This window comes from Janthinobacterium sp. J1-1, assembly GCF_030944405.1.
Classification (GTDB): Bacteria; Pseudomonadota; Gammaproteobacteria; order Burkholderiales; family Burkholderiaceae_D; genus Janthinobacterium.
Map to the genome: position 1 here is coordinate 4,946,882 of NZ_CP132339.1, position 26,727 is coordinate 4,973,608.

The window sequence follows — 26,727 nt, forward strand, 5'->3', positions numbered from 1 at the left end:
AGCCCAGGATTTCCGTGAAACGCATACGCCAAAGATCGCTGACGCGCCATCGTACACTACGCGCTCCGGCGCGTGGCATGTTTTCAGCGGCGCGCAAAGCCGCAGCCCATGCGCCCCGCACGGCCGCTCTTTTGTTCCTTCCGGAATCGGGGTACGATCTGGCGATTAAAACAATAGGTGGAGACATCATGAGCGGTCCGAAATACCTGGGTTTCGACACTCTTTCCCTGCACGGGGGCGCCGCGCCCGATCCGGCCACGGGCGCGCGCGCCACGCCGATCCACTTCACGTCCTCGTTCGCCTTCAAGAGCTCGGACCACGCCGCCTCGCTGTTCAATATGGAGCGCGCCGGCCATGTGTACTCGCGCATATCGAACCCCACCAACGCCGTGCTCGAAGAGCGCATCGCCGCCCTCGAAGGCGGCGTGGCGGGCATCGCCACGGCCAGCGGCCAGGCCGCCATGCACCTGGGCCTGTGCACGATTGCCGGCGCCGGTTCGCACGTGGTGGCCTCGCGCGCGCTGTACGGCGGCTCGCACAACCTGCTGGCCTATACCCTGAAACGCTTCGGCATCGTCACTACCTTTGTCGACCCGCGCGATCTCGACGCCTGGCGCGCCGCGATCCGGCCCGAAACCAAGGTGCTGTTTGCCGAAACGCTGGGCAATCCCGGCCTCGATGTACTCAATATTCCCCAGGTGGCCGCGCTGGCGCACGAACACCACCTGCCGCTGATGCTGGACTCGACCTTTACCACGCCGTATCTGCTGAAGCCTTTTGACCACGGCGCCGACCTGGTGTTCCACTCGGCCACCAAGTTCCTGTGCGGCCACGGCACGGCCATCGGCGGCCTGCTGGTCGACGGCGGCACCTTCGACTGGCAAGCCGCCTACGACCGGACCGGCCGCTTTGCCGAACTGTGCGAACCGTATGACGGCTTTCACGGCATGGTGTTTGCCGAAGAATCGACCGTGGCGCCGTTCGCCCTGCGCGCGCGCCGCGAAGGCTTGCGCGACTTCGGCGCGGTGATGAGCCCGCACAACGCGTTTGCCGTGCTGCAGGGCATCGAAACCCTGGGCCTGCGCATGGACCGCCATGTTGCCAATACCCGCAAGGTCATCGATTTTCTATTGTCCAATCCGGCCGTGGAATCGGTGTCCTATCCCGAGCTGCCGACCCACCCCGACCACGAGCTGGCCAAGACCCTGCTGCCGAAGGGCGCCGGCGCCGTGTTCACCTTCAACCTGCGCGGCGACCGCGCGGCCGGCCAGCGCTTCGTCGACAGCCTGGCCATCTTTTCTCACCTGGCCAATGTGGGCGACGCCAAGTCGCTGGTGATCCACCCCGCCTCCACCACCCACTTCCGCGTGCCCAACGAACAGCTCGAACAGGCCGGCATCACGCAAGGCACGATGCGCCTGTCGGTGGGGCTGGAAGACGCGGACGACCTGATCGCGGACCTGGCGCGTGGCCTGAAACTGTCACAGAAAGGCGCCTGAGATGATCTACATCGTCGACAACGCAAGCGCTTATTGCTACACGGGCGGCAAGCCATTCAACGCCGCGCAACCGACCGCCGTGTTTATCCACGGTGCGCAGAACGACCATAGCGTGTGGGCGCTGCAGACACGCTACTTTGCCCACCACGGCTGGAATGTGCTGGCGGTCGACCTGCCCGGCCATGGCAGGAGCGCAGGCGACGCCAAAACCACGGTGGAGGAACTGTCGCGCTGGATACTGGCGGTGCTCGACGCGGCCGGCGTGCCGCAGGCCATGCTGGTCGGCCACAGCATGGGTTCCCTGATCGCGCTGGAAGCGGCGTACCAGGCGCCCGGGCGCGTCAGCCAGCTGGCCATGCTGGGTTCGACCTATCCAATGAAAGTGTCGCCGGCGCTGCTGGAAACGTCGAAAAACGACGAGCAGGCGGCGATCGACATGGTCAATCTCTGGTCGCATTCCTCGATCGCGCAAAAGCCGTCGTTTCCCGGCCCCGGTTTCTACGCCATGGGCGGCGCGCGCCGGCTCAAGCAGCGCATCGCTGCCATCAATCCGGCGCACGTATTCCATACCGATTTTTATGCCTGCAATGCCTACGCCAATGGCGAAGCCGCGGCAGCGTCCATCCACTGCCCGACCCTGTTCCTTTTCGGCGCGCGCGACATGATGACGCCGCCAAAATCGACCAAGCTGCTGGTCTGCGCCATCGCGCATGGCAAGGTGGTGCAGGTCGATGCCGGCCATGAACTGATGGCCGAGCAGCCCGACGCCGTGCTCGACGCCCTGTATGCGTTTGCCGCCACCAAACCCGCTTTTTTAACGAAAACTTCATGATTTCCACCGCCGTCCTGTTCAGCACCCACCACCTTCCCGACCATCCGGATTTTGACATCGACGCCATCTCTGGCCTGGCCGAATGGCGGCAAGCCACGCCGATGCTGTTCAAGCTGCTGCTGGGCAGCTCTGCGCAGGCCATTACCTGGCCCCTCTACGACGATGGCGAGGAACATGTTTGCGTGCTGGCCGCACCGATGGCCCAGGCGCGCGCCAGCTGGCAGGCGCTGGCCGCGCTGATGGACAAGCCGCGCGACGCGGCCGCCATCGTTGCGCGCAGCGCCATCGCCAGCTTGCTGGCCAACGGCGAACAGTGGCTGGTGCTCGATGGCGTGCAGTTGATAGGCCACGATATCGGCACGCCCGAGTTTGCACAGCAGCTGCAGGCGATCGCCGCCGAAGCGGCAGCGCTGCAGGCGGCGTTGCTGTGCGGCGACCGGGAAGTACTCGCGCCGCTGCTGGCCGCCAATATGGACGCCATCGGCTACTGGTGTTCCTCTGCCAGCGCGCACCTGGCCAATATCGAAGAACGCGCGGTCGAAGAACTGCCGTTCATGCAGCGGCTGAACGTGCTCGCATGGGTGGAGGAAGCGCAGTGCTACGAAGTGACTGCCATCGCCGATCCTGCCGTGCACGGACTGGTCACGCCGTATGGCCGCTGGATCGTGCCGCTGGAAATGCAGGCGGTCGACCTGGGCAGTCACTATGCCGAGGAAGGCTGGATCACCTATGCGCCGGCCACGCAGCCCGGCTGTCAGGGTCTGCTGGATCTGAACGGCACCATCGTGCTGCCGCCCGCACCTGGCGCGCTGTATGTGATCAGCCCCCATCTGGCGCAGCAGATCGCGCCAGACGGCACCAGCAGCCTGCTGCACCTGCCCGACGGCAGATTGCTGATGGATAAGGTGTGCCAGATCGGCCAACGCGAGGATCAGCTATTCGACTTCGAGCGCGATATGCAGGATAACGATGAGCGCAATGTGTGCGGGGTGATCGATGCGACAGGCATGCTTGTGGTGCCGCCCCAATACAGCTCGGTGCAGGACTTCGGCACGCGAAAAAAAATCGCCATCGTCAGCCAGCGTATCGGCGAGCGCTTTCTGTTCGGGCTCGTCAACAGCAAGGGCGAACCGCTGGCGCCGTGCCAGTACACCTTCATCGACAGCGCCACCACCTCGTCGCCGCCGAAGCTGCGCAAGAACCTGGTCTACGCCATCGACGCGCAGGGCCTGGTCTGCATGCTGACCCTGGACGGCAAGCAGGCCTTCAAGCCGCAATATGCTCCCGCGCACCATCTGCACGGCGTCACCGCGCAAAGCGACTTCCTGTTCGTGCTCAAGGACGGCATGGTGTGGCGCATGGATTTTGCGGGCGGGCTGCTGGTGCAGGTCGACACGCTCGACGGCTTCCGGGCCGATATCTCGGCGCAGCTGAACCAGGCCCTGGGCTTGAACAAGCAAGCACCCGTGGAGCGCAACAGCTATACGCCGGCACAGCTGCTGGAACTGGCCGACCACGACCAGCTGCGCGCCATCGCCGCCCTGCTGCTGCAAGGTGACGAGGCACTGGCCCGGCGCTGCGTGGACCTTGCATTGGAAGAACTGAAGGAAGACGACCCGGAAGAAGAATATGAAGGCGACACGCCGGAAGCGGCCTGCCTGTTCCTGCTATGGTCGACCGCTGCCGACGCGCTGGGCCATGGCACCACGCTGGACTGGAAGTCGGTTGATGAAATCGCCATGATCGGCCAGCATATCGCCGTGCCGGCCCTGCAGGACTTCACGTGGGACGGCGAGGAGGATGGCGCCAGCATCACCGATGGTTTCGAGGCCATCGCGCGCCACCTGGCGCCGCACGGATTGCAGCTGGTGAACATGCAGGGTGGCGAGGACACCTATTGGCTGGCCGTGCTGCGCGATCAGGACAGAAAGGCCTTTGAGGCGATTGCGCGGCAGTCGGCCATCGAACCCGTCTTTTATTGAGTCACTTGCAGCGCACTTCGCCAAAGTGCTTGGCCAGGCTCATGCCCAGGCCTTCTTCCACCGCGCCTTCGACCTGGGCCGCCAGGCGCGCCGCTTCTTCGGCCGCCTCGATGTCGCGCTCGTTGGTGGAACCGGCCGGGTAGCCGGAGTTCACCCGCATGCCGCCGAACACGAACAGGCGGTAGACGTCGGCCAGGGTGATGCGGTTGACATTGCCCAGCAAGACCCAGTGGTCGGAACTGTCGGCCACCCGCTTGCCCCATTGCACGCGCACGGCCGCTTCCACATTGACCCGGCCCACCCAGCCCTGCTCGACCATCTTGTCGAGCAGTTTTTCCATTTCATCGAAGCCCAGCCGCGTGCTGCTGCGGATCTCGGCCGCGCCCACCAGCGCCGAGTCGGCGCAGTGGCAGGCCTGGTGCAGCACTTTCAGGATCGCCACGGCGTCGACGAATTCGCTGCCGGGCGCCGCCTGGTACCACCAGCGCTCGTATTTGACGACTGGCAAGGCGGCCACCAGCAAGGCGCCCACCAGGGTGATCATCCAGCTGAGGTAAATCCACACCAGGAACAGCGGCAGCGCGGCCAAGGCGCCGTAGATGCGCGAATAGGTGGGGAAGTCCTGGATGAATTCGCCGAAACCACGCTTGGCCACCTCGAACGCCAGCGCCGCCAGCAGGCCGCCCCAGGCCGCGTCGCGCCAGTCGACGTCGCGGTTCGGCACCGTCATGTACAGCAAGGTGAACGCCAGCATGGTCAGGCCGATCGACACCAGGGTATAGAACACGGCGCCGAGGAAAGGCACGTCGCCCACCAGGCCGCTGGTGGCCATGAAGACCCGCGTGGTCACCGTCAGCGACACGCCCACCAGCAGCGGCCCCAGCGTCACGATCGCCCAGTACACCAGCAGCCGCCTGGTCCAGCGCCGCTCCTGGCGCACGCGCCAGATGCGGTTGAACACGCGCTCGATCAGGTTCATCATCGCCACCGACGTGAAAATCAGCGCGCCGGCACCGATCGCCGACAGGCGCGTCGCTTTCGAGGCAAACGTGGTCAGGTAGCCGAGGATAGTGTTCGAGATACCCTTGGGCATCACGCTCTGGATAAAATAATCTTCCAGCGCGTGGCGGAAGGTATTGAACAGCGGAAAAGTGGTAAAGATGGCCAGCGCCAGGGTCAGCAGCGGCACCAGCGCGAACACGGTGGCGAACGTCAGGCTGCCTGCCACTTGCGGCAAGCTTTCCTCGCGCACGCGGCGACCGGCAAACAGCAGCAGGTCGCGCACTTCGGGCCACTTCATGCCGCGCATGACGGCGATGCCGAAGCGCACGGTCTGCGACAGGTAGAGGAAGAAGGACTGTATGGTTTTTAAAAACATGTAATCGAAATCAGAACGGCGCCATGTCGGCTTCGTATCGGGCTGCAAAGCGCCCTATAATACCAATGATGAAGCCTACCAATCTGATTATTCTCGTATTGTTCTACTCCCGCCATGGCGCCACGCGACTATTGGCCGAACTGATCGCGCAAGGCGTGGAAAGCGTACCCGGCTGCGATGCCCGGCTGCGCACCGTGCCGGCCGTCTCCACCGTGGCCGAAGCCACCGCGCCGGACGTGCCCGCGCATGGCGCGCCCTATGTGGAACTGGACGACCTGCAGGAATGCGCGGGCCTGGCGCTGGGGTCGCCCACGCGCTTCGGCAATATGGCCGCGGCCATGAAGTATTTCTGGGACGGTACGGCCAGCGACTGGCTGGCCGGCAGCCTGGCCGGCAAGCCCGCCTGCGTGTTCACCTCCACCGGCAGCCTGCACGGCGGCCAGGAATCGACCCTGCTGTCGATGATGATCCCGCTGTTCCACCACGGCATGCTGGTGATGGGCCTGCCCTATACCCACCCGGAACTGATGACGACCTCCACCGGCGGCTCGCCGTATGGCGCCACGCACTGGTCCGGCATCGATGGCGACAAGGCCATCAGCGAGGATGAAAAACGCCTCGCCCTGGCGCTGGGCCGCCGCTTGGCCGAAAACGCCGTCAAGCTGGCGGGCGCCTGATGAACGGCGTGCTGCACAAGTATTTTCACTGGGGCGCGATCGCCAGCCTGGCCACCTTGATCGTCTGGTGCGTGCTGTGGGAAACCGTGCTCGCGCCCCTGAAACCGGGCGGCTCCTGGCTGGCCCTGAAAGCCGTGCCGCTCCTGATTCCGCTATATGGCGTGATCAAGCGCGACGTGTACACGCTGCAATGGTCGTCGATGGTGATCCTGCTGTACTTCACCGAAGGCGTGGTACGCGGCTACAGCGACACCAATCCGACGTCGGCCTTCATGGCCTGGGGCGAAGCGATCATCGTCTGCGTGTATTTCTTCTGCGCCGTGCTGTATCTGCGACCATATAAAAAAGCCGCCAAGCGCATGGCCAGGGAATTGCTGGAAAAAGTAAACAAGGTAAATATCAAAAAATGAGCGACCGAACCGATTTCCTTGATGCCTGCCGCGAACTGCTGGGCGACACCTTTGTGCTGACCGATGCGCCCGACATGGCGCCCTTCCTGACCGACTGGCGCGACCGTTTTACCGGTGTCGCGCTGGCCGTGCTGCGCCCCGCTTCGGTGGAACAGGTGGCCGGCGTGCTGCGCGCCTGCAGCCAGTGGTCGATTCCGGTGGTGCCTCAGGGCGGCAATACGGGCCTGGTATTGGGCAGCATCCCGGATGCGTCCGGCACGGCCGTGGTGCTGTCGCTGGCGCGGCTGAACAGCATCCGCCAGCTCGATGCCGTCAACCGCACCATCACGGTCGACGCCGGCTGCATCCTGCAGACCATCCAGGAAGCGGCGACCAACGCGGGCTGCCTGTTTCCGCTGTCGCTGGCGGCCGAAGGCAGTTGCACCATCGGCGGCAACCTGGCCACCAATGCGGGCGGCACGGCCGTGCTGCGCTATGGCAATACACGCGAGCTGTGCCTGGGCCTGGAAGTGGTCACGCCGCAAGGCGAAGTCTGGTCCGGCTTGCGCGGCCTGCGCAAGGACAATACCGGCTATGACCTGCGCGACCTGTATATCGGCGCAGAAGGCACGCTGGGCGTGATCACGGGCGCCGTGATGAAACTGTACCCGCAGCCGAAAGCCTGCATCACGGCGCTGGCCGCGATGGAGTCGCCCGCCCACGCGCTGCGGCTGTTACGCCTGATGCAGGACCATTGCGGCGCCAGCCTGACCGGTTTCGAGCTGATGTCGCGCTATTGTTTGCAGCTGGTGGCCGAGCAGTTCCCGCAACTGCCGCGTCCGTTTGCCGAAGCGCATGGCCAATATGTGCTGCTGGAACTGTCCAGCAGCCAGTCCGAGGCGCATGCCATCGAATTGCTGGAAGCGAGCATAGGCGCGGCGCTGGAAGAGGACTTGATCGCCGACGCCGTGGTCGCCAGTTCGGTCGCGCAATCGGAAGGCCTGTGGCAGCTGCGCGAACATATTCCGCTGGCCCAGGCGCAGGCCGGCAAGAACATCAAGCACGATATCTCGCTGCCGATCTCCGTCATCGCCGACTTTATCGCCATCACCGACGTGGCCTTGGCAACGGCCTTCCCCGGCTGCCAGCTGGTGTGTTTCGGCCACCTGGGCGACGGCAACCTGCATTACAACGTGGCGCCGCCAGCCGGCATGACGGACAGCGATTTTCTGGCCAACCAGGACGCCATCAACCGCATCGTGCATGATCGGGTAGCAGAGTTTGGCGGCTCGATCTCGGCCGAACACGGCATCGGCGCTCTGAAAAAGGCGGACCTGGCCCACTACAAGTCGCCGCTGGAACTACAGCTGATGCGCGCCGTCAAGCAGGCGCTGGACCCGCGGAACATCATGAATCCGGGGAAGATATTGTGAGAGCGCTTGTCTTTTTGCTGTTCGCGGCCAGCAACTGTGCCAGCGCGCAGACCGCCTACAAATGCGTGCAGAACGGCCAGACCAGCTACAGCGAAACGCCGTGCGCGGCCGGCCAGCTGCAGATCATCGAGGTGCCGCCACCGCCGCCCGCGGTCGACAAGGGCGCGGCCACGCGCCAGCAGCGCGTCGCCAGCCAGCTCGAATCGGTGCGCAAGCAGCGCGAGGCACGCGAGGACCAGGCCCGGGCGCGCGGCGCGCAGCAGGCCGAGGTGCTTGAAAAACGCTGCGCCCAGCTGCGCCTGGAACAGAAATGGGCGGCCCAGGACGCCGTCGGCGCCGGCGACAGGACGCGTGAAGCGGCGCAGCTGAAAGTGCGGCGCGCCGGCGAAAAACTCGCCATCGAATGCCTCCATTGAGCGCCCCCGCCAGCGGCGCGGCTTCTGCTTCACAACGCTTGCTGTCGCGCTGGCTGCTGTTCGGCGAATGGCGCGCGCATCCGGTGCGCGCGCTGGTCGCCATCCTGGCGATTGCCATCGGCGTGTCGCTGGGCTTTGCCATCCACCTGATTAACGCGGCCGCCTTCAACGAGTTTTCCACGGCCGTCAAAAGCCTGTCCGGCCAGGCCGACGTGCAGGTGGCCGGGCGCGAAGCGCTGTTCGATGAAAGCATCTATCCATGGCTGGCGCAGCGCGATGGCGTGGCCGTCGCCTCGCCGGTGCTGGAACTGCATGCGGGCGTGGTCGATGGACCCGACACCAACGGCGCCCCGCTGCAGATACTGGCGCTGGACGTGTTCCGCGTCGGCTTTATTTCGCCCGACCTGATCGGCGCGGCTGGCGACGGCCAGCCCTTCGACACCCTGGCCGACGACGCCATCTTCCTGTCGCCGGCCGCGCTGCGCTGGCTCCATCTCGCCGAAGGCGGCAAGCTGGCCCTGCGCGCCGGCACCGGCAGCGTGCCATTGCGCGTGGCGGGCTCCCTGCAAAGGGCGCGCGCCGGCCAGCGCATCGCCGTAATGGATATCGGCGCGGCCCAGTGGCGCTTCAACAAGCTGGGGCAGCTGTCGCGCATCGATCTGAAACTGCGCAATGGCGTCAACCGCGACGCCTTCCAGGTGGCGCTGGCGCGTGACCTGGAGGCGCAGTATCCGGGGCGCTTTCGCGTCGGCCAGCCCAACGACGATAACCAGAACAGCCGCAACAACAACCTCAGCCGCGCCTACCGGGTCAACCTGACGGTGCTGGCCCTGGTGGCGCTGTTTACCGGTGCGTTCCTGGTGTTTTCCACCCAGGCCCTGTCCGTGATCCGCCGCCGCAGCCAGTTTGCGCTGCTGCGCGTGCTGGGCATGGAACGCGCCAGCCTGCTGCGCCAGGTGCTGCTGGAAGGCACCAGCCTGGGCGTGGTGGGCGCGGCGCTGGGCATCGCGGCCGGCTACGCCCTGGCGGCCGTGGCGCTGCGCTTTTTCGGCGGCGACCTGGGCGCCGGCTATTTTGCGGGCGTGCAGCCGCAGGTGCAATTCACGCCCGTCGCCGCGTTCGTGTATTTCGCTCTGGGCCTGGGCGTGGCCTTGCTCGGCTGCGCGGCCCCGGCGCTGGAGGCGGCGCGCGCCGCGCCCGCCATCGCCTTGAAGTCGGGCAGCGAAGAAGCGGTGACCACGCGCCTGGCCAAGAGCTGGCCGGCGCTGGCCTGCCTGCTGCTGGCCGGCATATTGAGCCAGCTGCCGCCGGTTTTTGAGCTGCCCCTGTTCGGTTACCTGTCGATCGCGCTGCTGCTGATCGGCGCGATTGCGCTGATGCCGCAGCTGGCGGCGCTGGTATTTCGCTTCCTGAACCGCGCCTGGCTGCGCACCGCCGCCAGCGGCCGTTCACCGGTGCTCAGCCTGACCCTGGCGCGGCTGGCCAACGCCTCGGGCCAGGCTGGCATCGCCTTGGGCGGCGTGCTGTCGAGTTTCAGCCTGATGGTGGCGATGGCCATCATGGTGTCGAGTTTCCGCGTCTCGGTCGACGACTGGCTGCTGCAGATCCTGCCGGCCGATGTGTATGCGCGCGCGGCTGCCAGCGGCAGCACGTCAGGCATCAATCCGCGCGAGCAAAGCCTGATCGCCGCCCTGCCCGGCGTGGCCAAGGTGGACTTCCAGCGCCTGCGCAGCATGTCGCTGGCCGCCGACCGGCCCGATGTGGTGCTGATCGCGCGCCCGGTCAACCTGCAGGACCCGGGCAAGAGCCTGGTGCTGGTCGGCGACACCCTGCCGATTCCCGCTGGCGCCAGGCCGGTATGGCTGTCGGAAGCGGCGGCAGACCTGTACAACCGCAAGGCCGGCCAGCAGATCGACCTGCCGCTGGCCGGCGGCCTGCATCGCTTCTTTATCGCCGGCGTGTGGCGCGACTATGCGCGTTCCAGCGGTTCGGTCCAGATGCCGCTCGACACCTACCGCGCCATCACCCGCGACATGGACGTCAGCGACGCCGCCATCTGGCTGGACAAGGGCGTCTCCGCTGCGAAGCTGAAGGAAAACCTGAAAACCCTGCCGTTTGGCGACAGCCTGGAAGTGTCGGAACCGTCGGCGATCCGGGCGCTCAGCCTGCAGATCTTTGACCGCAGCTTTGCCGTCACCTATCTGCTCGAGGCGATCGCCATCGTGATCGGCCTGTTCGGCGTGGCCGCCACCTTTTCCGCGCAGACCCTGGCGCGGGCGCGCGAGTTCGGCATGCTGCGCCATGTGGGCGTCACGCGCGGGCAGATCCTCGGCATCCTGGCGTTCGAGGGCGGCGCCCTGACGGCGCTGGGCATCGCCACTGGCTTTGTGCTGGGCCTCCTGATCAGCTTTGTGCTGGTGTTTATCGTCAACCCGCAATCGTTCCACTGGACCATGCAGCTGCACCTGCCCTGGCCCTTGATCGCCACCGTCGCCGGCGCGCTGCTGGTGGCCGCCGCCACCACGGCGCTGGTCTCCGGCCGCCAGGCGCTGTCCGGTGGCCCCATCCGCGCCGTCAGGGAGGACTGGTAATGCGCCATCTGTTTGTATTGTTGATCGCCCTGGCCCTGCCCGCCCTGGCCGCGCCGCCGGCATACGCTCCCGTCACGCCGCTGCCTGCCGGCCAGTCATTGAAACTGCCGCACGACTTCGGCGCCCACCCCGCCTACAAGACGGAATGGTGGTACGCCACCGGCTGGGTGAAAACCGCTGGCGGCGAGCAGCTGGGCTACCAGGTAACCTTCTTTCGCAGCGCGACCGCCTTTGACGCCGACAACCCCAGCGCGTTTGCGCCGAAGCAGCTGATCATCGGCCACGCGGCGCTGTCCGACCCGAAAGTGGGCAAGCTGCTGCACGATGAAAAAAGCGCGCGCGAGGGCTTCGGCCTGGCCTACGCCAAGGTGGGCGACACCGACGTCAAACTCGACGACTGGCGCATGCAACGCCAGCCCGACGGCAGCTACAAAGTGACACTGGCGGCGCGCGACTTCAACTTGCAGCTGCGCCTGGCGCCGACCCAGCCCGCGCTGCTGCAGGGTGAAAACGGCTTTTCACGCAAGGGCCCGCGCGCTAGCCAGGCCAGCTATTACTACAGCGTGCCGCAGCTCGCCACCAGCGGCACCATCGCCCGCGCCGGCGGCAAGGCCGAAGCGGTCACCGGCACCACCTGGCTGGACCATGAGTGGTCGAGCCAGGTGCTGGACGATAACGCCAGCGGCTGGAACTGGATCGGCGCCAACCTCGACGACGGCGGCGCGCTGATGGCCTTCCAGATCCGCAGCAAGACAGGTGCTAAACTATGGGCCCACGCCAGCTGGCGCGATGCATCGGGCAAGGTGACGCAGTTCGCGCCAGGCGACGTCGATTTCACGCCCACGCAGCTGTGGCGCTCGCCCCGCACCAGGGCCGAATACCCGGTCGCCACCGAGATACGCACGGGTACGACGCGCTGGCAGGTGACGCCGCTGCAGCCGGACCAGGAACTCGATTCGCGCAGATCGACCGGCGCCGTCTACTGGGAAGGCGCGGTGACGGTGAAGCGCGATGGCCAGAGCGCCGGCCACGCCTACCTGGAAATGACGGGGTATGTGGCGCCGATGAAGCTGTAAAACTGTAATACCGGATAAGTAAATCAAAGCGAAAACCAATGACAACCAGCACCGAAGCAACGAAGACCACCATCAGCACAGCACCCGCCGACACCGGCAGCAGCCGCGAACTGAAAAAAGGCAGCCTGGCCGCCTTCAAGGGCCTGATGCCCTTCCTGACGCCCTACCGCAAGCAATTCGTCCTGGCCGGCATCGCGCTGGTGGTGGCGGCCGCCTCCACCCTGGCCATACCGGCCGCCTTCAAGCAGATGATCGACCTAGGTTTCGGCGGCGCGGCCGGATCGAGCAGCATCCAGCACGTCGACCTGGTATTCCTGGCCCTGTTCGGCGTGGCCTCCATCCTGGCGCTGGCCACGGCCGCGCGTTTCTATACCGTCTCGTGGCTCGGCGAGCGCGTGACGGCCGATATCCGCAGCGCCGTCTACCGCCATGTGGTGACGCAAAGCCCCGAGTTCTTTGAAACCACGCAGACCGGCGAAGTGCTGTCGCGCATCACCACCGACACCACCCTGATCCAGGCCGTGGTCGGCACCAGCATCTCGATGGCGCTGCGCAATGTGCTGCTGTTCCTCGGCGGCCTGGTGATGCTGTTCGTCACCAGCGCCAAGCTGGCCGGCATCATTATCGGCCTGCTGGTGCTGGTGGTGGTGCCCATCATCGTGTTCGGCCGCAAGGTGCGCAAATTGTCGCGCGACTCGCAGGACCGCATCGCCGACGCCTCGGCCATGGCGGGCGAAATCCTCAACGCCATGCCGACCGTGCAGGCTTTTACGCATGAAAACATCGAATCGAAGCGCTTCGGCGATTCGGTCGAAGGCGCCTTCATGACGGCCATGCGCCGCATCCGCGCGCGCGCCCTCTTGACCATGATCGCGATCCTGCTGGTGTTCGGCGCCATCGTCTTCGTGCTGTGGCTGGGCGCGCGCGCCGTGCTCGACGGCTCGATGACGGGCGGCGACCTGGGCCAGTTCATCCTGTACGCGTCCATCGTGGCCGGCGCCATCGGCGCGCTGTCGGAAGTGATGGGCGAAGCCCAGCGCGCGGCCGGCGCCACCGAACGCCTGCTGGAACTGATGGCGGTCAAGTCGGAAATCGAATCGCCGATGACACCACTGGCCCTGCCCGCGCGCGCCGCGAATGGCGCCGCCCTGAGCCTGGACGATGTGATGTTTTCGTATCCGTCGCGCCCGGACACGGCCGCGCTGGACCATGTCAGCCTCGATATCCGCGCCGGCGAAACGGTGGCCGTGGTGGGCCCGTCAGGCGCCGGCAAGACCACCCTGTTCCAGCTGTTTTTACGTTTCTACGATCCGCAAAGCGGCAGCATTCGTCTCGATGGCGTCGACATCAAGCAGCTCGACCTGCATACCCTGCGCGACGCGATCGGCATCGTGCCGCAAGATACGGTGATCTTCTCGGCTGACGCGATGGAAAACATCCGCTATGGCCGCGCCAACGCCAGCGACGACGAGGTGATCGCGGCGGCGAAAATGGCGGCCGCCCACGAATTTATCGAGCGCCTGCCGAACGGCTACAAATCGTTCCTCGGCGAGCGCGGCGTGCGCCTGTCCGGCGGCCAGCGCCAGCGCATCGCGATTGCGCGCGCGCTGCTGAAAAATCCGCCGCTGCTGCTGCTCGACGAAGCGACCAGCGCGCTGGACGCCGAATCCGAACGCCTGGTGCAAAAAGCGCTGGAAGCGGCCATGGTCGGCCGCACCACCGTCATCATCGCCCACCGCCTGGCCACCGTGCAGCGCGCCGACCGCATTATCGTCATGGAAGACGGCAAGATCGTCGAGATGGGCACGCATGCCTCGCTGGTGGCTTTGGGAGGCATCTACGCCAACCTGGCCGCGCTGCAGTTCCACCATGTACAAATCAACTGAGTCTTGACATGAACGCTTTTTTCCACGCCAGCCTTGGCATTACCGACTTCTGGACTTTTTTGCTGGGCACGATCTTTATCGTCATCCTGCCCGGTCCCAACTCGATGTATGTGCTGTCGGTGGCGGCGCAGCGCGGCGTGCGCCCGGCCTACCAGGGCGCGGGCGGCATCTTCCTCGGCGACCTGATTTTGATGGTGCTGTCGGCCTGCGGCGTGGCGTCCCTGCTGAAAGCCAGCCCCGCGCTGTTTTATGTCGTCAAATATATCGGTGCGGCCTACCTGGCCTGGATCGGCGTGCAGATGCTGCTGGGCTGCTGGCGCAAGCTGCGCGCGAAGGAATCGGCGCAGACGACGGCTGCCGCGCCGGTCGCGCTCAAGGAAAGCAATCCGTTTCGCAAGGCGCTGATCATCAGCCTGATGAACCCGAAAGCGATCCTGTTCTTTATCTCCTTCTTTATCCAGTTTGTCGATCCGAAGTTCTCCGCGCCGGCGCTGTCGTTTGTCGGCCTGGGCCTGATCTGCCAGGTGATCAGCTTTACCTACCTGACCGCCATCATCTTCCTCGGCGCGCGCCTGGCCGAGACCTTCCGCCGCCGTCGCCGCCTGTCGGCCGGCATGGGCGGCGGCGTGGGCGCCATGTTTATCGGCTTTGGCGCGAAACTGGCCACCGCCACCTTGTAAGTCACGGAGTTTTGCATGAGTGATCTTGAACTGCGCCAGCGCTGCCACACCATCCTGCCTGGCCAGCGCCAGCCCACGCCAGCGGCCACCTTTGCCGCCATGGCCGCCTGGTGCGAGGCGAATGATGTTGCGCACGATACCTATGGCGAAGGCGCGCTGATCGAAGCGTTCGAACAGAAGATCGCCGCGTTGCTGGGCTTTGAAGCAGCCGTGTTCTGCATCACCGGCACCATGACGCAGGTGACCGCGCTGCGCCTGGCCTGCCAGGACCGCGGCTCGCGCCTGGTGGCCCTGCACCCGACCTCGCATATCCTGCGCCACGAACGGGGCAACCATGAACTGCTCGACCATTTCAAGGCGCTGTTCATCGGCGATCCGCACCGGCCATGGACGGTGGACGATCTGCGCGCCGTGCCCGACGCCCTGGGAGCCGCGCAGGTGGAATTGCCGATGCGCGAAATCGGCGGCCAATGCCCGCCCTGGGATGAACTGAACGCCATCAAGCGCCACTGCCGCGAGCACGATATCCATCTGCATATGGATGGCGCGCGCTTGTGGGAAGCGCAAGCGGGTTTCGGCCAGCCTTTGGTGTCGATCTGCGACGGTTTCGATTCCGTCTATGTATCGCTGTACAAGGGCATCGCGGGCCTGGGCGGCGCCGTGCTGGCCGGCAGTCCGGCGTTTGTCGCCAGGGCGCGCGCCTGGTTCCACCGCCAGGGTGGCAATATCGTCCACCGCACGCCGTACGTGGTGGCCGCCGCGATGCAGTTCGACGCGCGCCTGGCCGCCATGCCGCAGTACTTTGCGCGCACCGAGTGGCTGTATCAGCTGCTGAAGGATTATCCGGCCATCGCCGTCAATCCGGCCCGCCCGCAAGCCAATATGCTGCACCTGCATCTGCCCGTGTCGCGCGAGCGGGCGATTGCCATCCGCAACCAGGTGGCAGAGGAACACGGCATCTGGCTGTTCGGCCGCGCCAGCCACGCGGCGCTGCCGAACCATAGCGTGGTGGAGTGGTATGTGGGGGATCAGTTGCTGGAAATGGCCGATGACACCGTGCGCAAGGCGCTCGATTTGCTGGTCGCCGGATTTACAATACAGGTCGCGTAGGTCGGGTAGGTCGGATTAGCGTAGCGTAATCCGACACATTGTTAGCGCCGCGGATGGTGTCGGATTACGCGGCGTTCCGCCGCTAAACCGACCTACCCGGGCTCAAACCATAGGTATATTTGATCAGGTAACTGGCGCCGATGGGCTTGGCGTCCGCCCCCGGCGCCAGCGCACTCCCGCTCCGGTAATCGGGCAACTGGAAGTGTTCAGCCGAGCCGCCATACCGATACCCAAGCACGGCGAACAACTCCGGATAAAGTGCCGGCTCCAGCGTACGGCCGTCACACAGCATCCAGCCCAGGGCTTCGACGGTGACGTCCGTACCGCCGGCATAGGCAATTACCGCGCCGACGGGCGTGTCGATGTAACCGGGGCTGGGGAAAAACGGCTGCGGCAAAACGGCGCTCATGGCAGTGTCTTCCTGCTGCGTCCACTATCCTCGATGTCCATACGCATAGCCAGCCTTTCTCCTTGTCATGTCCGGCGCGAGATGCTGCCGGATGCGACAGAATAATGTATCAACATTTTCCGAAATGCAAGCTCATCGCCGTACGGCACGAAAAAAGGCGCCCTCGGGCGCCTTTCTCACATCACGGCGGCCATGTCGGCCGCCGCCAGCCGCTTAAAACTTGTAGTTGTAAGCGACACCCAGCAATTGCATGCGGGTTTTGAACAGGCCTTTGGTGGTTTCACCATTGCCCGTGCAACCGGTCGTCACCGGCGAGCACAGATTCGTGTAGTTGACGGCGGCGTCCTTGAAGTCGATGAAGCTGTAGGCCAGGTCCAGCGAGGAATTGGCGTCGAGCTTCCAGTTGGCGCCGATCGAGTACTGCATGCGGTCGCTGTCCGGCAGCGCCGGGTGGCGCAGCTCGGCGCTGCGCACGGGCGCCTGGTCGTGGGCGATACCGGCGCGCAGCAGCAGATTGCTGCTGTATTTGTAGTTGGTGCCCAGCGAGACACGATAAGTGTCCTTCCACTGCTGGCGGATGCGCTCGTCGCCTTCGGCCGTCGGCGGGAACTGGATGTCCAGGTTCTGCAGGCGCGAGGTGCGGGTCCAGGTGACGTCGCCCATCAGCGCCCATTTGTCGTCCAGCTGGTGAAAGCCGTTGACCGACAGGGTTTCCGGCGTGCGCAGTTCGACCAGCGCGCCCGAATTGACCTTGCGCGAGGCGGCGGCGATAAAGGCGTTGACGGCCGCATTGTTCGACACTTGCGAGAAGTCCCACACGGTATTGCCCTTGAGCTTGTGCGAGATCGACGAGCGGTAAGCAATACCGACGCGCGTGCCCTGGTCCAGCTGGTACAGATAGCCCAGGTTGAAGCCGAAGCCCCAGTCCTTCCCGTCCATCTCGGCGTGGCCGTCCTTGGCGCCCTGCAGCGCCGCACCGGCCGCCTGTGCCGCGGCCAGGCCTTGGGTGCGTGCGATATTGGCCAGGAAGGCCGTCGAGGCGGCCGGCGCGTGCTGCGCCAGGAAGGCCACGGAACCCGGCACGTCGACCGCCTGGCCCAGTTCGGCCTTCATGAATTCGGCGGTGACGCCAAAGCCGAACGAGTGGTGCTCATTGAGCTTGAACGAGGCGGACGGGTTCAGTGCGATCGCTTCGAGCTTGATATTGCTGATCGCATAGCGGCCGCTCCACTCGTTGCCGTAATCGAGCTTGGCGCCATACGGCACGAACAGGCCGGCGCCGATGGTCCACTGGTCGTTGATCTTCTTGCTGGCGTACAGGGCCGGCGCGAACACGGCGTCCGGCGCGTAATCTCTGGTGGTGCCGCCCGGCACGCGGTTGGTGAAGGTGCGCGAACCGGTGTCCTGGAACGTCGAATGCGGCAGCACCAGGGTGCCGCCGCCCAGCAACTGCGTGCCTTCCAGGCGCGACAGGCCGGCCGGGTTGTAGAAAATGGTGGAAGCGTCGGACGCTTCGGCGCCATTGGCGTCGGCGCTACCCTGGCCGGACACGCTTTGCGAGCCGAAGCGATAGCCCGATGCCTGGGCGGTGGTGGACAGGCCGGCCAATGCGGCGGCGATGATCAAGGGCAGATACGATGGTTTCAAGTGGGTCTCTCTTTATTTTTAGTCATGTCTCGGGCATGGCAACCGTGACTCCAATCACGGCCGGCACCGGCGAAGCATAGCCGAGTTTTGAAAAAAAAGCGAACGATCGCTCTTTTTTACAAAACGAGAGCGTAAGGGGCGCGCGCGCGCGCAGGATGGTCGATCAGGAAGCGCTTGAGCATCAGTTCGAGCATCTGCTCGGCGGGCACCGGGCGCGAGATGAAATAGCCCTGCACCTCATTGCATTGCAGCGCGTGCAGCATGTCGAGCTGTTCGCGCGTTTCCACCCCTTCGGCCACCACGCTCATGCCCAGCGCGTGGGCCATCGAAACGATCGCCCGCACGAACACCTCGCCCTGCTCCGAGCGGCCCAGCTCCATGGTGAAGGCGCGGTCGATCTTCAGGCCGTCCATGGCGAACTTCTGCAGCTGCGACAGCGAGGAATAACCGGTGCCGAAATCGTCGACCAGCAGGCGCACGCCCAGCGCGCGGATCGCCGCCAGTTGCTCCACCGCCCGGTTCTGTTCATCCATCATGGCCGACTCGGTGATCTCGACCTCGATCAGGCGCGCGTCGATGCCGTGGCGGGCCAGCGCCGACGCCAGCACCTGGTGCACGTCGCCGCGGCCGAACTGGCGCGCCGAGACGTTGATCGATACCGGCACCAGCTCCAGGCCATAGGTCTTCCAGCGCGCCAGCTGCTGGCAGACTTTTTCGATCACCACTTCGCCCAGCTGCGAAATCAGGCCGCTGCTCTCGGCCACCGGGATGAATTCCAGCGGCGGCACCATGCCATGCTGGGGATGTTGCCAGCGCACCAGCGCCTCCATGCTGCACAGCTGCCCGCTCATGGTGTCGACGCGCGGCTGGTAGACCACCAGGAATTCATCCTGTTCCAGCGCCGTCACCAGGCTCTGTTCCAGCTCGCGGCGGTGGCGGATGGTTTCGAACAGGGCCGGCTGGAAGAAGCGGTGATGGCCCTTGCCGGCCGTCTTGACCGCGTACATGGCGATATCGGCGTTCTTCATCAGCACGTCGGTCTCGGCGCCGTCGCGCGGATACATGCTGATGCCGATCGAGGCGCCCATCTTGTGGCGCTCCGGGCCCAGGTAGAACGGTTCGTCGAAGGCGGTCGCGATGCGCTGCGCCACCTGCTCGGCGCGGCTGTCATCCTCGACCGGATCGAGCAGCACCACGAATTCGTCGCCGCCCAGGCGCACCACATGGTCGCCCGGACGCAGCACGGCGTTCAGGCGCAGCGAGGCGGCGCGCAGCACCTTGTCGCCTTCGGCGTGGCCCTGGGTGTCGTTGATGTCCTTGAAGCCGTCGAAATCGATGAACAGCAGCGCCAGCATATGGCCATCGCGCGCCGCGCGGGCCAGCGCGCCGGGCAGGAACTGCTGCAGCCAATAGCGGTTGGGCAGGCCCGTCAGGCCGTCCTCGTTGGCCAGGCGCCGCAGGTCCTGCTCGTGCAGCTTGGCCGCGCTGATATCCTGCAAGGTGACGGCGAGGCGGTCGCCGCTGCGCACCAGGCGCCGGCGTATCCAGCGCAGCTTGAACGGGTTGCCTTCCGCCAGTTCGATCTCTTCCTCCGAAAAGCCGGACACCATGGCGGCCCGGTAGTTGTGGATCAGGTCGCGGAAATATGGCTCGTGCGCGCGCGACTGCAAGCGCATGCCCAGCAACTGCTCGCGGCGCACGCCGAAAAAGTCGGCGCCCGGCTCGTTGCAGTCGACCAGCTCGAAATCGATGATCACGCCGTCGGCGTCGCGCAGCGCGGCGATGATATAGAAGCCGTCGCTGGTGCCCTCGGTCGCCATGCGGTAGGCATTGCGCACGCCCTCGGACTGGTGGTGGCGCCAGGCCAGGCGCAGCGACAGCCCGGTGGCGATGCAGGTGAACGCCAGCAGCAGCAGGCTGACGGCCGACGCGATACCGAGATAGATCGTGCGCGTTTCCTGGTAAGGCTGCAGCACCTGCGTGTCGGCCAGGGCGACCACGGCGGTGAACGGATAGGCTTTCAGGGCTTGCCATCCCACATAGCGGCTTTGCGCATCGGCAAACGCGGTGCGCCCTTGAGACTGCATGGCGCCGCTGTCGCCGTCGAGGAAACTGGTGTCGAGAAAGGCCGCTCCCTGCGGTGGCAGCACGGTGGCGCCCAGGCGCACGCTGAGCAGCTCGCCCTCCTCGCCCACCATGGCCGACATGCCCAGCTTGCCGAAATTGACGCTGTCATAGAATTCGGAAAAATACGCGGAGTGGATGGAAATGAGCAGCACGCCATCGAAATTGCCATCGGCGTCTTCCAGGCGCCGCGTGAAATGCACCAGGGAGCCGGCCTCGCCCCCGCCCGCCTTGTCCTCGCCCATCTTGCCCAGCGCGATGCGCAAGGCACTGGAATTGCTGCGCCAGTGGCGCAGCAAAAAGTCGCTGCGTTCGCTGGTACGCAAACGCTGCACCGGCGCCGTGGTCGTCACGGCATGGCCCTTGCGGTCGAAGATGGCGACAATCGCAAACTGCGGCATGGCGTACATGCCGCGCGTTTTCAGCTGCTCCAGGCGCAGCTTGCCATCGGCATGTTCCCATTCATACTTGAGCTGCAAGGTCAGCTGGTCCATCTGCTCGACCGTGCGCAGCAGGTACTGGCTGTAGGCTTTTGAGAGCGAGGCCACATTGTCGAGCGCCTGCTGCTGCGCCACCTTCTTTTCCGCTTCCAGCTGCAGCATGGTGGCAGCCCACAGCACGGCGCACAGGGCCAGGCCCAGCAAGGGCCAGGCCAGGATCAGGCGCAGGTTGGCCTTCAGGAAGTCGGCCTTGCCCATTTGCACCATGGCGGTGTGATGGCGATTGAAATATTGTCGCAGGAACATGGTGCTGGGGTCTGCCGTTTCTATATTATTTCTTTATGGACATATAAGTTACCACAGAGTCATGCTTACCGCGCATTCAAGATAGTATTGCAGGCACGATGCCAAGCGAAACAGGCCGCTGCGTTACAATCACCATCCTTACCGTTGGAGCGTACCATGCAGCAATATCAAGATTTGATCAAGACCGTCCTCGACACTGGCAGTTGGCAAGACAACCGTACCGGCATCCGCACCCTGAGCGTGCCGGGCGCCATGATGCGTTTCGACCTGGCCGCCGGTTTTCCTGCCGTCACCACCAAGAAGCTGGCGTTCAAATCCGTGATCGGCGAATTGTGCGCCTTCCTGCGTGCTTCGCGCAATGCTGGCGAGTTCCGCGCGCTCGGTTGCAAGGTATGGGACCAGAACGCCAACGAAAACGCGCAGTGGCTGGCCAACCCCTACCGCGAAGGCGAGGACGACTTGGGTCCGGTGTACGGCGTGCAATGGCGCCAGTGGCCGGCCTACAAATTGCTGGATGCCAGCGCGCCAGCCCAGATCGCCGATGCCCAGGCCAACGGGTTTACGCTGGTCGCGCCCGTCCATGAAGATGGCGTACAGAAAGTGCTGTTGTACAAGGCGGTCGACCAGTTGCGCGAGTGCCTGGACACCATCATGCACAACCCGGGCAGCCGCCGCATCCTGTTCCACGGCTGGAACCCGGCCGTGCTGGACGCCGTCGCCCTGCCCGCCTGCCATTTGCTATACCAGTTCATCCCGAACGCCAATACGCGTGAAATCTCGCTGTGCCTGTATGTGCGCAGCAACGACATCGGCCTGGGCACGCCCTTCAATATCGCCGAAGGCGCGGCCCTGCTGCACCTGGTGGCACGCTTGACGGGCTATACGCCGCGCTGGTTCACGTATTTTATCGGCGACGCCCATATCTATGAAAACCACCTCGACATGGTTCAGGAGCAATTGAAACGCGCGCCATTCGCCGCGCCGCGCTTCGTCATTTCCGACCGCGTGCCCGACTATGCCAAAACCGGCCAGTACGAGCCGGAGTGGCTGGAAAAAATCGAACCGTCCGATTTTTCGCTGGAAGGCTATGAACACCACGCGCCGATCAAGGCGGCGATGGCCGTTTGATTCGGGTAGCACAAGGCGCGGGTCAGCTCCTGTTATTGAACCGCGCTTTGCAAGGCACTGGACTTTTTTGCGCCAACCTTTAAAAGTTCGTCAATGATGGCCTGATTCTTTTTATCCAGGGCTTCATCGAGAGCGGAGGTATGCCAGTTCTCGTCCACGTAATTGGGATCGACGTTTTGGGCAAGAAAAAACTTGACGTGATCAAGATTGCCGAAGCGGGCCGAATACCAGAGCATATATTCCGGCTTGCTTGCCTTGAAGTCGGCGCCATGGCGTACCAGCAGATCAAAGATTTTCCTGGTGTCCGGATTGTTGATCTCCTTGAACGCATTTGAAAAATGCTCAATCGAGAAATAAGCATGCTCGGACTGCTTCAAGGAAAATTGAAAAGGCTCTCCCTTGGAAAATAGCCATTCCAGCATTTTCAGACGTTGCGCCGGTGACAGCGTTTCACTATACACCGGTGCATACACGAGATCAGTCCAGTCCTTCTCCTGACCGGCCTCTGCGACAGGAAACCCTTTGATTTCCAGTTGTTCGAGCAGATCGACCCTGCCTGCCTTGGCCAGGTCGACCATCAAGTCACGCACATAGCGCCATGTTTTTTCCCTGTCCGGGATTTGATCGAAATATGTGAAGAACTCCGTAGGCGTGCCTGAACTGATGGCGTTGAAAGTCTTGGTGGTGGCGCTGGAATTATATCGATACTCGGCTAACTGTTTTTTGCTGATTGATCTGATTTCATGGAATGACAGTAATAATGCGCTGGCAAGCAGAATAGCCAGGCCTGTTTTGGCGCCACCTTTATGACCACCGTATAGAAAAATCCCCAGAATAAAAGTATGGATATGCAGAATCCATGCAACAACGAAGATCAAATAAGCAATCAAGGCATCGCCATTGGGTCCGTTTCCATCACTGGCCATTGGAAACGTCTTGCGCATCAAAATCAGATAGACGATAGACAGCAAACAGCTTAAAAATACGCTTATCTTGAAGTATGATTTCATCTTCCACCGGGCCTGATAGCATGAAACAGGCCCCATCTTACAATAGAAATATTGGTTGACCTGTTCGGCATTCTCCACGATTTCTGCTGGCGAACGCCGGGAGCAGGAGGCATACAGCCGAAGTCGGCAGACAAAATAATCAGGAATACGATGGCGATCACACCACTGGCAGCACTGCACCGCAAACTGTTCGACGAGACCGATGGCGTCAAGTTCGGCAAGCTGGCGGACAGGCTGCTCAAGAAGCACGGCGAGAGCGACCGGCAAGCCGTGCTGGCCATGCTGACCGCGTATGCGCGCGACGGTCAACTGCTGCACTGGCGCAATTTCCTGATGAACGATATCGTGCGCCTGATGCAGCCGGGCGAACAGCGCGATTTTTTCGCGTGGGCCGTGACGCAAGAAAAACTGGCCTATTGGGGCATCGACGGCCTGCTGAAAAGCAGCGGCAGGCAGGCGTATGACACGGTGGTGGCGCTGGCCGTCTCGGACGCCATGCCGCTGGAAGTGAAGGCCAAGGCCGTGAAAAGCCTGGCCGTACTGAGCCGCCAGCCGTTTGACGCCGGCTTGCCGCAGGACCCGGGCCACTGGAAGGCGGACAGCCTGCGCCTAGATGATGTGCTGGCCTGGCAGCGCGATGGCTATCCGGACGGCGCGGGCTTTGCACCGCCGGCCATGCATGCATCGCTGGACGATCCACGTACGGCGCTGGAAAAAGCCGCCGCAAGCCTGGAAAAAAAACTGGCGGCCGTGCGCAAGCAGGACCAGGACCTGGCGCGTCCGTCCAACTGGCTGGTGATCGCCAGCGAGGCCGACTTGGCCGCCATCGACGAACGCTGGACTTTACCGGAACAATACCGGCGCTTCCTGGCCCGCTATTCGCCGCTCAGGGTGCATATCGACAGCAAGCGCTATTTCCAGGGCTTGAACCTGTACGGCGCGGCGGACCTGCTCAAGGCCCAGCACGGCTACTCGTACAATCCGGTCGACCAGGAAATCATTGCCGGATGGCCGGCGAGCTACGTGGTGATTGCCGATGCGGGCGCCGATCCGTATTGCCTGGACCTGTCCGCCATTACCGACGGCGACGCGCCGATTTACACTGCCGAGCACGGCGCCGGCGCATGGCGTTTTGAGCGCCATGCGGACAGTTTTGTCGACTTCCTCAAGGGAATCGCCAAAGCCGCTTAGCCTGGTTCTCCACCGGGCCCACCCGGCCCAGGACCGCCTGGCCCGCCCGGACCGCGTCCACCCGGCGGACCAAAGCGCGGCTCGCGCTCGCCCTCTTTCGCCGCCGAGGTGGCGCCGCCAATCCGGTACGACAGCCCCACGTAGATCATGCGGCCATCGAAGCTGCGCGTGCTCGTCTCGCGCAGCGAGGCGCTGTTGATGACGGTTTCCATCTTGTTGGTGCTGAGCACGTCCGTCACATTCATCACCAGGTTCAGCTGCGGCGTGAGCACATGGCGCCAGCTCATGTTGAGCGTGTTGTTCGGCGAGCGGTAGCCCTGGCCCGACAAGGTCTTGCCCTGCATCTGCAAGGCCAACTGCACCTGGTTAGCGGGATTGAGCTGGTAGTTCAGGCGCGCCCGGCCGCTCAGGGAATTGGCGGTGCGCGTGCTGCGGTTGCCCAGGTCATCCTGCGAGGTCTGCTGGCTGCGCGCCAGGTTGCCGCTGGTGTTCAGGGTCAGCGATGGCGTCAGCTTGCCCGACAGGCTGAATTCCAGTCCGCTCGAATGGCTGCCGGCGCCGTTTTCACGCGTGGTCAACAGCACATTGTCGCTGATGAAATAGCGGTAGTCGACGATGGCGTCCTTGTCGCGGCGGTGATAGCCGCGCAGGCTGCTTTCCAGGCCGAACAATTTCGTCTCATAGCCGACCTCGAAGGAATCGGTCTGCGTCGGTTTCAGCTGCGGGTTGCCGGACGAGACATTGAATTCGTCGCGGTACACCACGTAGGGGTTCAGGTCGCCCGCATTGGGCCGGCGGATGCGGTGCGCATAGCTGAAGCGCAGATTGCTTTCGTCGTTGACCTTGTAGGTGGCGAACAGGCTGGGAATATAGTTCACATAGCTGTTGCCGGCTTCGATGCCGCCCGTGATCTGGCGAATGTCGAGGTCGGTGTATTCGGCGCGCAGGCCGGCCAGCGCGCCCCAGCGCTCGGACAGGCGCATCTGGTACGAGCCATACAGCGCGATGGTGCGCTCGTCGAGCTCGTAACGGTTGCTGCGCATGGCGTTGACGGTTTCACCGAGCGTCACGGGATTGATGTCGGTGTAGAGCGTATCGAAACTGCTCTTGTTGTCGGCCACCTTGTAGCCCAGCTTGGCCGTGCCGCCGGCCAGCGGCCGCTCGTAGTCGCCGCTGAAGTCGACGATGCGGTTGCCCGTGTCGCTATGCTGGCGCGCACGGGTGTCCAAGGCGTTGCCGGTGGCGATCGCGTAGACGTTGGCGTAGTCGCTATTGTTGTCATTGTCGGAGGACGATACGCGCAGGTCGATCTTCAGGGTTTCGCCCGGCAGTTCTCCCTTGTGATCGTAGCGCGCGCCCCAGCTGTAGTTGCGGCTGTCGCCATTGCGCAAGGTGCTGCGCACATAGTCGCCGATGGTGTTGCCGCTGCTGTCGCCGTTGATGTAGCGGTCGGTCGAGCGCGCATCGTTGCTGCGGCCGTTATACGACACGCTGGCGGCCAGGGTGTCGTTGGCGTCCAGGTTGTAGTTGACGGTGCCGTTTACGCCCAGGGAATCGTTCAGGCCATTGCTGACGGAGCTCTGGCTGCTGGGCGCGAACGCGCCGGTCTGGCGGTCGAGCCGCTCGCGGCTGGTCTCGCCTGTCGAGTTGCGTCCGTCATGGCGGAAATTGATGCCGCCCTGGAAGCCCCACGGGCCTTCGTTGTAGGTGCCCGAGGTGGATGTGTTGTAGCGCCCGGCAATGCCGGCGTTGGCGTTGACGGTGGCAAAGCCGCCCGGTTTGCGGTTGCGCCGCATCACCAGGTTCAGGATCGGGCCGCCACCGGCCTCGTTGCCGAACTGCGCGCCGGGATTGTTGATCACTTCCACCGATTCGATATCGTCGGCCGCCATCGCGTTCAGGGTCGCCCCGCGCGAATCGCCTTGCAGCATGGCCGACGGCTTGCCATCGATCAGGATCTGTACATTGCTGCTGCCGCGCAGAGACACCGTGCCATCCGGGTCGACCGCCACCGACGGCACGTTGTTGAGCGCATCGGCCGCCGTGCCATTGGTGCTGCCGACATCGGACTTGACGTCGTAGACCTGGCGGTCGATGCGGCCGGTCGGGCGTTCGGCCGTGACGCTGACGGAAGGCGTGGTGTCGGCGGCGGCTTGCTTGACGACCGGCACGGTTTTCGCGGGTGGCGCGTTGATGACGACGGCGTCGGCCGCAGGCGGCTGGGTCTGCGCCTGGGCAGCAGTATTGGCGTACAAGAGGCTGCCGCCAGCGATACAGCAGAAAACGATTTTTTGCATGGACTTTATGGAGGTGATGGCGGCGATGGCGCCGCGGGCGGCTGTCATGCCAGGATGAATCAATGGCACGATTTTAGGGGGCTAGCCAAATGAGAACAATTGGTATTTACTCAGTTTAACGTTTAAAACAGTGTTGTGGTAATCCTGCCTCATTTGCTGATCGCGGACCGGCAGACGCTGGCCGCATGAACCAGCCGGAAGATCGGAATTGAAAGACATGCTGGCA

General features: G+C 64.0%; 20 protein-coding genes. 14 read left to right on the forward strand and 6 right to left on the reverse strand.

Translation table 11 applies throughout. The features are described 5' to 3' along the window. Positions 1 to 188 precede the first annotated feature (188 nt). From Q8L25_RS22670 to Q8L25_RS22680, 3 genes are read left to right on the forward strand one after another with little or no spacing between them, the layout of a single operon-like run. On the forward strand, positions 189 to 1,499 hold the full coding sequence (locus Q8L25_RS22670) for an O-acetylhomoserine aminocarboxypropyltransferase (protein WP_308921550.1): 1,311 nt from the start codon (positions 189 to 191) through the stop codon (positions 1,497 to 1,499). A 1-nt stretch (position 1,500) separates the two neighbouring features. Further along, positions 1,501 to 2,331: an alpha/beta hydrolase gene (locus tag Q8L25_RS22675; RefSeq protein ID WP_308921551.1), complete on the forward strand. Its 831-nt coding sequence runs from the start codon at positions 1,501 to 1,503 to the stop codon at positions 2,329 to 2,331. Further along, positions 2,328 to 4,313, forward strand: coding sequence for a WG repeat-containing protein (locus Q8L25_RS22680; RefSeq protein ID WP_308921552.1), 1,986 nt, complete (start codon positions 2,328 to 2,330; stop codon positions 4,311 to 4,313). The genes Q8L25_RS22675 and Q8L25_RS22680 overlap by 4 nt, the downstream gene beginning before the upstream one ends. Before the next feature lies 1 nt (position 4,314). Here Q8L25_RS22680 and Q8L25_RS22685 read toward each other — a convergent pair whose 3' ends face one another. Then, positions 4,315 to 5,691: a YihY family inner membrane protein gene (locus Q8L25_RS22685; RefSeq protein WP_308921553.1), complete on the reverse strand. Its 1,377-nt coding sequence runs from the start codon at positions 5,689 to 5,691 to the stop codon at positions 4,315 to 4,317. A 68-nt stretch (positions 5,692 to 5,759) separates the two neighbouring features. Between Q8L25_RS22685 and wrbA the strand changes: the two genes are divergently transcribed. Genes wrbA through Q8L25_RS22730 form a run of 9 tightly spaced genes read left to right on the forward strand, consistent with a single transcriptional unit; the run spans position 5,760 to position 15,949 of the window. After that, on the forward strand, positions 5,760 to 6,368 hold the full coding sequence (gene wrbA / locus Q8L25_RS22690; RefSeq protein WP_308925777.1) for an NAD(P)H:quinone oxidoreductase: 609 nt from the start codon (positions 5,760 to 5,762) through the stop codon (positions 6,366 to 6,368). Then, positions 6,368 to 6,778 (forward strand): DUF2069 domain-containing protein, encoded by a 411-nt coding sequence (locus Q8L25_RS22695; protein WP_308921554.1) that lies wholly within the window; start codon positions 6,368 to 6,370, stop codon positions 6,776 to 6,778. Before wrbA ends, Q8L25_RS22695 begins: the two co-directional genes overlap by 1 nt. Further along, positions 6,775 to 8,190 (forward strand): FAD-binding oxidoreductase, encoded by a 1,416-nt coding sequence (locus Q8L25_RS22700; protein ID WP_308921555.1) that lies wholly within the window; start codon positions 6,775 to 6,777, stop codon positions 8,188 to 8,190. The genes Q8L25_RS22695 and Q8L25_RS22700 overlap by 4 nt, the downstream gene beginning before the upstream one ends. After that, a complete protein-coding gene (locus tag Q8L25_RS22705; RefSeq protein ID WP_308921556.1) occupies positions 8,187 to 8,606 on the forward strand; it encodes a DUF4124 domain-containing protein in 420 nt (139 codons plus the stop codon). The genes Q8L25_RS22700 and Q8L25_RS22705 overlap by 4 nt, the downstream gene beginning before the upstream one ends. Then, a complete protein-coding gene (locus Q8L25_RS22710; protein WP_308921557.1) occupies positions 8,594 to 11,197 on the forward strand; it encodes an FtsX-like permease family protein in 2,604 nt (867 codons plus the stop codon). The genes Q8L25_RS22705 and Q8L25_RS22710 overlap by 13 nt, the downstream gene beginning before the upstream one ends. Continuing rightward, positions 11,197 to 12,273, forward strand: coding sequence for a carotenoid 1,2-hydratase (locus tag Q8L25_RS22715; protein ID WP_308921558.1), 1,077 nt, complete (start codon positions 11,197 to 11,199; stop codon positions 12,271 to 12,273). Before Q8L25_RS22710 ends, Q8L25_RS22715 begins: the two co-directional genes overlap by 1 nt. A gap of 38 nt (positions 12,274 to 12,311) precedes the next feature. Further along, the gene (locus tag Q8L25_RS22720) at positions 12,312 to 14,159 is read left to right on the forward strand and encodes an ABC transporter transmembrane domain-containing protein (RefSeq protein WP_308921559.1); all 1,848 of its coding nucleotides are present in this window, start codon (positions 12,312 to 12,314) and stop codon (positions 14,157 to 14,159) included. Positions 14,160 to 14,167: 8 nt separating this feature from the next. Next, positions 14,168 to 14,839, forward strand: coding sequence for a leucine efflux protein LeuE (gene leuE / locus Q8L25_RS22725; RefSeq protein WP_308921560.1), 672 nt, complete (start codon positions 14,168 to 14,170; stop codon positions 14,837 to 14,839). A 15-nt stretch (positions 14,840 to 14,854) separates the two neighbouring features. Beyond that, positions 14,855 to 15,949: a beta-eliminating lyase-related protein gene (locus Q8L25_RS22730; RefSeq protein WP_308921561.1), complete on the forward strand. Its 1,095-nt coding sequence runs from the start codon at positions 14,855 to 14,857 to the stop codon at positions 15,947 to 15,949. 82 nt (positions 15,950 to 16,031) lie between these two features. Here Q8L25_RS22730 and Q8L25_RS22735 read toward each other — a convergent pair whose 3' ends face one another. The 3 genes from Q8L25_RS22735 to Q8L25_RS22745 all read right to left on the reverse strand — a co-directional run bounded on the left by Q8L25_RS22735 (position 16,032) and on the right by Q8L25_RS22745 (position 20,875). Beyond that, positions 16,032 to 16,358 carry a phage tail protein gene (locus Q8L25_RS22735; RefSeq protein WP_308921562.1) on the reverse strand — a complete coding sequence of 109 codons (327 nt, stop codon included), beginning with the start codon at positions 16,356 to 16,358 and terminating at the stop codon, positions 16,032 to 16,034. A 213-nt stretch (positions 16,359 to 16,571) separates the two neighbouring features. Further along, complete coding sequence (locus Q8L25_RS22740; RefSeq protein ID WP_308921563.1) at positions 16,572 to 18,005, reverse strand: OmpP1/FadL family transporter; 1,434 nt, start codon at positions 18,003 to 18,005, stop codon at positions 16,572 to 16,574. Positions 18,006 to 18,121: 116 nt separating this feature from the next. Beyond that, positions 18,122 to 20,875 (reverse strand): EAL domain-containing protein, encoded by a 2,754-nt coding sequence (locus Q8L25_RS22745; RefSeq protein ID WP_308921564.1) that lies wholly within the window; start codon positions 20,873 to 20,875, stop codon positions 18,122 to 18,124. Between the two features lie 156 nt (positions 20,876 to 21,031). Here Q8L25_RS22745 and Q8L25_RS22750 point away from each other — a divergent pair, with 156 nt between their 5' ends. After that, a complete protein-coding gene (locus Q8L25_RS22750) occupies positions 21,032 to 22,003 on the forward strand; it encodes a thymidylate synthase (protein WP_308921565.1) in 972 nt (323 codons plus the stop codon). A 32-nt stretch (positions 22,004 to 22,035) separates the two neighbouring features. On the opposite strand, the gene Q8L25_RS22755 is transcribed toward Q8L25_RS22750, so the two are convergent. Beyond that, complete coding sequence (locus Q8L25_RS22755; protein WP_308921566.1) at positions 22,036 to 23,091, reverse strand: ankyrin repeat domain-containing protein; 1,056 nt, start codon at positions 23,089 to 23,091, stop codon at positions 22,036 to 22,038. Between the two features lie 72 nt (positions 23,092 to 23,163). Between Q8L25_RS22755 and Q8L25_RS22760 the strand changes: the two genes are divergently transcribed. After that, a complete protein-coding gene (locus Q8L25_RS22760) occupies positions 23,164 to 24,204 on the forward strand; it encodes an SMI1/KNR4 family protein (protein ID WP_308921567.1) in 1,041 nt (346 codons plus the stop codon). On the opposite strand, the gene Q8L25_RS22765 is transcribed toward Q8L25_RS22760, so the two are convergent. Continuing rightward, positions 24,201 to 26,549 carry an outer membrane beta-barrel family protein gene (locus tag Q8L25_RS22765; RefSeq protein ID WP_308921568.1) on the reverse strand — a complete coding sequence of 783 codons (2,349 nt, stop codon included), beginning with the start codon at positions 26,547 to 26,549 and terminating at the stop codon, positions 24,201 to 24,203. The two genes, Q8L25_RS22760 and Q8L25_RS22765, sit on opposite strands and share 4 nt — an antisense overlap. Positions 26,550 to 26,727: the final 178 nt, after the last annotated feature.

Coding starts and splice junctions, on each gene's coding strand:
- Q8L25_RS22685 (WP_308921553.1), bottom strand. CDS start 5,691: ATGTTTTTAAAAACCATACAGTCCTTCTTCCTCTACCTGTCGCAGACC.
- Q8L25_RS22760 (WP_308921567.1), top strand. CDS start 23,164: ATGGCGATCACACCACTGGCAGCACTGCACCGCAAACTGTTCGACGAG.
- Q8L25_RS22710 (WP_308921557.1), top strand. CDS start 8,594: ATGCCTCCATTGAGCGCCCCCGCCAGCGGCGCGGCTTCTGCTTCACAA.
- Q8L25_RS22735 (WP_308921562.1), bottom strand. CDS start 16,358: ATGAGCGCCGTTTTGCCGCAGCCGTTTTTCCCCAGCCCCGGTTACATC.
- Q8L25_RS22695 (WP_308921554.1), top strand. CDS start 6,368: ATGAACGGCGTGCTGCACAAGTATTTTCACTGGGGCGCGATCGCCAGC.
- Q8L25_RS22715 (WP_308921558.1), top strand. CDS start 11,197: ATGCGCCATCTGTTTGTATTGTTGATCGCCCTGGCCCTGCCCGCCCTG.
- Q8L25_RS22700 (WP_308921555.1), top strand. CDS start 6,775: ATGAGCGACCGAACCGATTTCCTTGATGCCTGCCGCGAACTGCTGGGC.
- Q8L25_RS22670 (WP_308921550.1), top strand. CDS start 189: ATGAGCGGTCCGAAATACCTGGGTTTCGACACTCTTTCCCTGCACGGG.
- Q8L25_RS22720 (WP_308921559.1), top strand. CDS start 12,312: ATGACAACCAGCACCGAAGCAACGAAGACCACCATCAGCACAGCACCC.
- Q8L25_RS22680 (WP_308921552.1), top strand. CDS start 2,328: ATGATTTCCACCGCCGTCCTGTTCAGCACCCACCACCTTCCCGACCAT.
- leuE (WP_308921560.1), top strand. CDS start 14,168: ATGAACGCTTTTTTCCACGCCAGCCTTGGCATTACCGACTTCTGGACT.
- Q8L25_RS22730 (WP_308921561.1), top strand. CDS start 14,855: ATGAGTGATCTTGAACTGCGCCAGCGCTGCCACACCATCCTGCCTGGC.
- wrbA (WP_308925777.1), top strand. CDS start 5,760: ATGAAGCCTACCAATCTGATTATTCTCGTATTGTTCTACTCCCGCCAT.
- Q8L25_RS22745 (WP_308921564.1), bottom strand. CDS start 20,875: ATGTTCCTGCGACAATATTTCAATCGCCATCACACCGCCATGGTGCAA.
- Q8L25_RS22750 (WP_308921565.1), top strand. CDS start 21,032: ATGCAGCAATATCAAGATTTGATCAAGACCGTCCTCGACACTGGCAGT.
- Q8L25_RS22765 (WP_308921568.1), bottom strand. CDS start 26,549: ATGACAGCCGCCCGCGGCGCCATCGCCGCCATCACCTCCATAAAGTCC.
- Q8L25_RS22675 (WP_308921551.1), top strand. CDS start 1,501: ATGATCTACATCGTCGACAACGCAAGCGCTTATTGCTACACGGGCGGC.